Below are 7,454 nucleotides of genomic sequence, written 5' to 3' on the forward strand. Positions count from 1 at the left end.
ACAATTTTCATCGTTTCACCCTGTCGCTCGATTTGGGTAATCGGGTACTTAGGATGACGAGTTTTGACACTATTTTCACCATTTAAAGCGGCTAAAGCGCGGCATTACGATAACGATCTTCAGGAATCGGCTCTAATAATCCATTGAGCCAATTACTAAAATTAGGTAATAGCCTGCCACGTTGACGAAGCTCTTCAGCCAAAGAATTGCGGAAATCTATCTTCATTTGTTTGACTGGCAAATCTGCCGGATTTTGACCCAAGAGGAGATATAGTAATGTCGTTCCTAAGCCATATAAATCGGTTGCTAACACCGCTTGCCCGCGAAATTGTTCGGGAGCCATATAACCGTAAGTTCCGACGATCGTACTGCCGCCTGTAACCGTGAGATGATATGTATCGCGCAGCGTATTATAACCATCACTTACATTAGGATCGGCACCGCGCTTGAGTAAATTTTCGACAATTTTATCTTTCCGCTGCTCGATCGCACAATCTAGCATCGAACCATTATAAAGATATCCAGAGGATCGTGAGGAGTAATTATCCCAGCTCTGGTTAATTTCAACAGTAGCATTGACACTCACCCCTCGATCGAGGTATCGATGGAGAGATTTCACATCACCAGTCATGATTGCATCACAAATATCGGTAACAGGTAAACCAAGTCTGGCGACAACAGTGTGGCGATATTCACAAATTAGCGGCACTAAAATCGATAAGATAATTGTGGCAACTGCACCATTTATCCAGGAAAAATTAAATCTAGTCTTGCGCCGCTTGCTAAACCAATGCTGTTTTTCTAAGTTACTTAAAGCTATACGAGCGGATGAAAATCTTGCCGATGTAGCTGGCTCTAGCATTGTCTCCAGCCAGTCAGCAAAATGGTGACTGATATTCACATGGCTGCGAAAATTCAGCTTCAATCGTTCTTGCGGTAGATCCGCAGGCGATCGATGAGTTAACAGGTATAAAATAATCGCACCCAAGCCATACAAATCGCTGGCAGGTACCGCAGCACCCCGAAACTGTTCTGGAGCCATATAGCCGTAAGTACCAGCCACAGTGCTACCTTTGAGCAGGGTATTGTTATACACATTCTGCACCGCACCAAAATCGACTAGAAACACTCGCCCATTATCATCGCGGATGATATTGTGGGGTTTGAGATCGCGATGAATTAGTGGTGGCGATTGGTGGTGGAGATATTGCAGGATTATTAGCATTCGACAAGCTCATAGCGTTTGTCGAGCGTGCTACCGATCGGTATTTTGGCACTTTCGATAACACTCCTCAAGAAAATCGCAGTCTACACCGATCCTCATGGGGATCGTCTCGAACATTTATGCACCAGCGAACTGCTAAATTTTAAACGTCGAATTTAACCAATTCAAATCGGCCCGATATCTTTACCTTGTTGTTGTGGCAATTGCTTGAGCATCGACTGTAAATAAAGAGCGCGCTCATCAGTCAGTTTAATCTTGAGAGCTAGCCCACCCTTGCTATTCACATAATATCGACTGTAAAAATTTACCTCAGCATCGCGAAATTTAATCCAGGCTCGATCGGCTGCCATTAAACGCTGTTTATCGAGAGAATTACTAATTTTAGATATTAAGTCTTGCTGCACATTATATAAAAACTCATCAGATTCTGTATATGCATTTCCCGGCGGAATTGCACTCACAGGAGAGCCAAATAATAAATAAATTGCTAAAACGATCGCGGTAAATAAAGCTAAATATTTTTTCACAAGTATAATTTAGATGGGTGTAAAGCCTCGATCGACGATCGCAGGTAAATGGCGATTCTCTTTCAGAGCGACGTTTTTATTCGGGGGTTCCCCCCGAATAAAAAAACGTCAAGACAGAGGCTGTGCCAACGAGTAAAATTAGATCGACAATCGGGGGCTGGATCGATCGCAAACCGATCGAAACCAACTATGATGTTAGCGGTACTTTTTATACCTCACACTCAAGTCAGGGGGCTACTTTAGATACATCATGGGACTAGTCATCGCCACTGTCAATATGAAAGGAGGTGTCGGTAAAACCACCCTCACCGTCAATTTAGCGGCTTGTCTTGCCAAATTAGCTGGGAAGCGCGTTTTAGTTGTCGATCTCGACACCCAGATTAGTGCTACCCTCAGCCTAGTCACGCCTCAAGACTTTGCCAAAATCCGCCGCGAAAAAAAGACGATCGCGTATTCGATCGCTAAAGTTCTCAAACCGAGTAGCCGCTATAAATTTGAAACCAAAGATCTCATTACAACCGATGTTTGTTGGGTTAAAGGATTAGACTTATTAGCTGGAGACATCGATATCTATGACGAGTTTCTAGTATCTGAAAAACTCCACCAAGAAACTCTCGAAAATCCTGATACTGACTTTATCGATGTTTGGAATGGATTTGAAGGTTCTTTAATTAAAGATATTCTCGCTCCAGTCATCGATGACTATGATTTTATCATCCTCGACTGTGCCCCTGGTTATAATCTTTTGACCAGAAGCGGCATTATGGCAAGTCATTTTTATATTATGCCCGCTCGTCCCGAACCGCTTTCGCTGGTTGGGATGCAGCTATTAGAGCGCAGAATCGCCAAGCTCAGAGAAGCGCATGATGGTGATAAAAATTGTTTGGAAAGTAGTTTATTAGGTGTGGTATTTATTTTATCGGGAAGTTCGTTATTTGCCCGTTACTACGATCGCGTTATGGAACGGGTAACTCAAGACTTCGATATTAGTAAAATCTTCCAAACTCGCATTCCAATGGATGTAAATGTCGCCAAAGCGATTGATAGTTTTCAACCAGTCGTCATCGAAAATCCCAGTTCTGCTGGTTCTAAAGCATTTATAAAATTGAGCCAAGAATTACTCGCAAAAGCCCAACAACTTGCAGGAAATTAATTAGGCTTCAGGTATTAGGTGTTAGGTTTTAGGCTTTAGGTGTTAGGTTTTAGGTTTTAAATAATTCCACTGCTTACTCCTTACTCCCATCTGTTTGCTAACTAGGTCGGGAAGGGATTATGATGGAAGCTAGAGATGAAAATACACTTCTAAATATAACTATGGATATTCTTACTTTAGGCTGGGTTGCGCTCCTAGTACTATTTACTTGGTCGATTTCAATGGTTGTTTGGGGTCGTAACGGGTTCTAATTGAAAATACCTACTATAGCAATCGCCAGGGTGGTTAGAACAGTACAACTAGGTTGCTACAAACCCGACTTTTCCAAAAAGTCGGGTTTGTGTCCTAACCGACATGGCAACTGCTATACAAACTATCCGCACATGAGAAAACCCAACAGATAATGTTGGGTTTTTGCGGATCTGGCGATTCTCTTCCACAGAGGCTCTCGGTCACGAGTAATTTATAGCCACAAGCAGATCGGTACTTTTACAAAGATCGCCGCTGCATATTATTTCTCTACCAGAGCAGCCTCTACGCCGATACTAATTGTCGATAATTTTGGAGAAACTTCTGAATTGAAGGATCTTTCTCAATCAGCACAGCCAACGCACCTAATTTTCCGCTCGATCGCATCAAGCCAAATAGATCCGACACGAATAATTGCACCCACTCGGCGGTAGCTGCCTGTGCCAGCCAGCTAAAAGCATGGTAGGCGCGATCGACATCTGCTGCTGCATGAACCGTCAAGCCCGTTATCGTGGCATATCGAGCGGAAGGTTCGCTAGGAAAAGCAAGCGAATCGCCGTTACCTTCTAAGATAGTTACCAAATCTGGCAACATCTGATAAGTAAGCACAAAAGCTTGAAATTCGGCACTAGCCGCCACACCGATGGCAGGTGTTAAATCTAGTCCGCGATCGTGTAAGGTACTTGCCATCATCCACGATCGCGGCGAACACCAAGCTGGTTGCTGAGGATCCATTTTGTACAACAAGCTAGGGCGAAAAGATAAAAACGCGATAATTTGCTCGTGAATACCATGCCCCATTGCATAAGCCTTAAAGCTCTCAAAATCTGGCTCTACCTGTAAATGTAAAAACCGATTAGCCAGCGGTGCGGGCATTTCAAACACCCCCGCGCGGTCTTCCTTACGATTTCCTGCCGCCCAGACAAACCACCCCTCAGGGACGATATACGACCCCACACAGCGATCTAAAATCAACTGCTGTGCCATCCCCTGCATGGCTGGTGGAGCCATATTAATCTCGTCGAGAAATAAAATTCCGCGTCCTTGTTGGGGTAAAAATTCTGGTGGAAACCACTTAGACACCCCATTTTCGGCAACGGGTAACCCCCGCAAATCGGTTGGTGCTAATTGACTCAAGCGCACATCGATAAATTCGAGCTGATGAGCGATGGCTACTTGCTTGACAATACTAGATTTACCAATCCCCGGCGTGCCCCAAATCATCGTACTGAGTTTGAGATTGTTGGTAATCAGACAATCGAGATAAGTTTTGAGATCGTTAGGATGCATTATTGGTAGCGCGCCAGAGTGAATTGATTTGGAGAGGACGATTGAGAAACTGGTTGAGCATTACCATTCCAAGAGCTTGCGTAATTCCTCACGCAGTCGTGTGGATGTACTAGCATTGCTCACAAATGAATCGTAAATGAGTCGATCGATCCCAGAGGATTGGGTACGAGCCGCTTGGATTTTATGCCAAATCAGATCGATTGTTTGATTTGATGTCTGTGGATGGCGGACGATCGCCAGTTGCAAGACATTCCAATTTGTGGCTGCTAGCTCGGTAAGCGTATCGGTATCTGTGGCGGGTTGTTTTGCCAGCCACAAAGAGTGAGCCGCCGATTCATCGGGTGCAAGCCGCATCTGCATTAGCAATTGCGGGACAATTGCCGGATGGAGTGCGACTAAAGTAGCAAATGTCGGATCGTTAGTTTGTCCGTATTTACGCAGAATTTGTTCCAGAATCGGCACTGGGGTATGAATATTTGTGGCGACAATTTGGGCGACGTTACCACCGATATCAATAATTTCTGCTAGCAGACGAGCTGGTGTGTGGGGATGTGCGGCAACTGCTCGGATCAATTCTCGATCTTGAGCGCGGGATTTACGAGCCAAATTTTCGAGTAATTTGCCGGGAGTATGTGGGTTGTATGCTACTGCCAGCCACAGACTATAATCTTGCTGGCTGACGGCATATTCCATAAACCCGCGCGGCACTCGTTCGCATTGCAGCAAACTAGTCAGTGCCGCCGCCGGAATTTCTCTGACTAGATGGGGTTGCTCGATTTGCAGTAGTTCAAAGATTGGGTTGCTGAGGACGACTTCTGGAAAGTCGATCCCCAATTGCCAGAGTAGATCGATCGGGGTATTCGGATTGCCTGCCACAAGTTGCCGCAGTTCCCACTCTGCTGCTGTAGCCAGTTTCCGCAATATTTGTGGTTTGGTGTTGGGGTTACTCGCTACCAGGGCGATGGCATCCCCATCTGTGGGCGGAGTAGTTTTTAACGCTACAGCCCGCTCTATATTTACTTTCATGCTCGATTCACCAATCTCTCGCGTACTCACTCTGAATTAGAGTACCCAATCGATCGTCGAAAGATAGAGGTGTTACCAAAAATTTAAAGTTAAATTTAGAGTCAATAGAAATACTCGTTCCCGTGAGCCTTTCTGCAACAGAATCACTAGTTTAATTCTAGTAATTTCAGTATTTTTGCTCAATTTAGCCCTCAGGTATAGTAATTATTTGTGGTGAAGCTATAAACTAGCAGTAATTACAATTCATGTCATCTACTCCTAAGTAATTTTCATGCTTCACTTAAATCGCACCTTTGGGCGATCTGGACACAATGATTAAAATTCCCTTCAATCGGTGTGTAATTTTGACCACACTGGACTACGCGCAAATTACAAATCGATTAGAAAGTGCAATTTACGATCCCAGCTTTTCATCACAGTCGGGTACCGATCGCGCCCCCAAGCGTCAGCGTTATTTCGGTCAAATTCAAGGATTTAAGTTTGTAGCAAATCGAATTATCGGTCATAAATACTGTCATTTACCAGCATTTATCACCCCGACAATCGCCGGAAGAATCGAGAGTTTGTATCGTGGTTATGAGATTTCTTTAACGATCGAACTCAACAGTATTACATTTGCACTATTACTAACCTGGCTGGGCGGACTATTTACGACAGTCTCCTCGGTTATCGATAATACTTTGACTGGCAGCAAAAACTATCAGTATTTGACAACAGTGCAAATTATCGCAGGTGTCTATCTCCTGATAATTGCCTACTTCTATTTTGAGGCTTGGCGCGCTACCAGCTATTTTAGGACTCTGTTTATTAAAGAGTTAGTCGGCTCGATTTCTAACCAAGTCGATCGATCGACGTGGAATAACGATTTTGACAACGATTTGCAATCGACAACTGCTCTACTCCGCCAAAATCTCCCCTCATTTCCCGCTCCCGCTTCAACCGATTTTCCCACCGAGAATGCTCGATCGATAACCACTCTACTTCGCCAAAATCTGCCATCTTTCCCCCACCGATCGACAGATATTCATCCAGCCGATCGCCCTAATTCTTCACAGTAATATCGTTCCGATCGACTTAAATAAAACAAGGTGCGATCTATAGATCGCACCTCGTTTTGTCTTAAAGTAGTGGGCAAGGAGGGATTCGAACCCCCGACCTTCCGGTTCGTAGCCGGACGCTCTATCCACTAAACTACTCGCCCAAGTCAACAACTAAGCATAACACACTTTCATATAATCATGCAAAATTTTTCCGACAGGATTGATGCTCCACTGACCGAACGACTCACGCATCTCAACGATCGAGGTGAGGCGATGATGGTTAACGTCACTGACAAAGCCATTACCAAGCGTACTGCTATCGCCGAGGGTCGAGTCAGCATGTCCGATCGCACCCTAGCCGCGATTTTGGTGGGCGATGCACCCAAAGGTGATGTTCTGGGGATTGCGAAGATTGCTGGCATTATGGCAGCCAAGCAAACTGCTAATCTGATTCCGCTGTGTCACCCACTCCCCTTGAGTCAGGTATTAGTCGATTTAACACCCGATCGGGAGTTACCAGGCATTATAATTCGGGCAACTGTCACGATCGAAGCTAAAACTGGCGTAGAAATGGAAGCCCTGACAGCAGTATCGATCGCGGCTTTGACGCTCTACGATATGGCTAAGGCATTAGACAAATCAATGCAGATCGAAAATATTCGGTTGATTAGTAAAACTGGTGGTAAATCAGATTTTGCCAGAGCTGCGGAGTAAAAAGGTAGGGGCAATTCATGAAGCGAAAACCCTAGAAATCCCCCTGTCTTGTCGTTTTTTTACATCACGGGGGAACCCCAGAATAAAAACGCCGCTGTCTTGTCTTGACGCACACAACTGGGAGGGAACCTCCTTTGTCGTATGCGTCGCTGTCTCGCATAATCCCCCTTCAAAAGCGGATGCGCGCACCGTCCTTTGTTCCCCGACAGTGAAGCGCACCAAGCGGGGGA

The 7,454-nt window shown here is 45.0% G+C and carries 8 protein-coding genes and 1 tRNA gene; 4 read left to right on the top strand and 5 right to left on the bottom strand.

The window, feature by feature from the left end:
• Positions 1 to 91: 91 nt before the first annotated feature.
• Positions 92 to 1,225, bottom strand: a complete 1,134-nt coding sequence (locus Q0R35_RS19445; RefSeq protein WP_366944788.1) for a protein kinase — start codon at positions 1,223 to 1,225, stop codon at positions 92 to 94.
• Positions 1,226 to 1,389: 164 nt separating this feature from the next.
• The gene (locus Q0R35_RS00670) at positions 1,390 to 1,752 is read right to left on the bottom strand and encodes a lysozyme inhibitor LprI family protein (RefSeq protein WP_295613420.1); all 363 of its coding nucleotides are present in this window, start codon (positions 1,750 to 1,752) and stop codon (positions 1,390 to 1,392) included.
• Between the two features lie 250 nt (positions 1,753 to 2,002).
• Here Q0R35_RS00670 and Q0R35_RS00675 point away from each other — a divergent pair, with 250 nt between their 5' ends.
• Entirely contained in the window at positions 2,003 to 2,905 is a 903-nt protein-coding gene (locus tag Q0R35_RS00675; protein ID WP_295613422.1) for a ParA family protein, read from the top strand.
• A 161-nt stretch (positions 2,906 to 3,066) separates the two neighbouring features.
• Entirely contained in the window at positions 3,067 to 3,156 is a 90-nt protein-coding gene (gene petN, locus Q0R35_RS00680; RefSeq protein ID WP_295613425.1) for a cytochrome b6-f complex subunit PetN, read from the top strand.
• Between the two features lie 283 nt (positions 3,157 to 3,439).
• Here the strand turns inward: petN and Q0R35_RS00685 are convergent, their stop codons facing one another.
• A complete protein-coding gene (locus Q0R35_RS00685) occupies positions 3,440 to 4,444 on the bottom strand; it encodes a MoxR family ATPase (protein WP_295613428.1) in 1,005 nt (334 codons plus the stop codon).
• A gap of 60 nt (positions 4,445 to 4,504) precedes the next feature.
• Entirely contained in the window at positions 4,505 to 5,470 is a 966-nt protein-coding gene (locus Q0R35_RS00690; RefSeq protein WP_295613430.1) for a hypothetical protein, read from the bottom strand.
• 344 nt (positions 5,471 to 5,814) lie between these two features.
• Here Q0R35_RS00690 and Q0R35_RS00695 point away from each other — a divergent pair, with 344 nt between their 5' ends.
• Positions 5,815 to 6,528, top strand: a complete 714-nt coding sequence (locus Q0R35_RS00695) for a hypothetical protein (protein WP_295613433.1) — start codon at positions 5,815 to 5,817, stop codon at positions 6,526 to 6,528.
• Positions 6,529 to 6,598: 70 nt separating this feature from the next.
• Here Q0R35_RS00695 and Q0R35_RS00700 read toward each other — a convergent pair.
• Positions 6,599 to 6,671: transfer RNA gene (locus Q0R35_RS00700), tRNA-Arg, on the bottom strand.
• A gap of 37 nt (positions 6,672 to 6,708) precedes the next feature.
• Here Q0R35_RS00700 and moaC point away from each other — a divergent pair.
• Positions 6,709 to 7,224, top strand: coding sequence for a cyclic pyranopterin monophosphate synthase MoaC (gene moaC, locus Q0R35_RS00705; protein ID WP_295613436.1), 516 nt, complete (start codon positions 6,709 to 6,711; stop codon positions 7,222 to 7,224).
• The last annotated feature ends 230 nt before the right edge of the window (positions 7,225 to 7,454 follow it).

The sequence above is a fragment of the Chamaesiphon sp. GL140_3_metabinner_50 genome, from assembly GCF_025361915.1.
GTDB lineage: Bacteria > Cyanobacteriota > Cyanobacteriia > Cyanobacteriales > Chamaesiphonaceae > Chamaesiphon.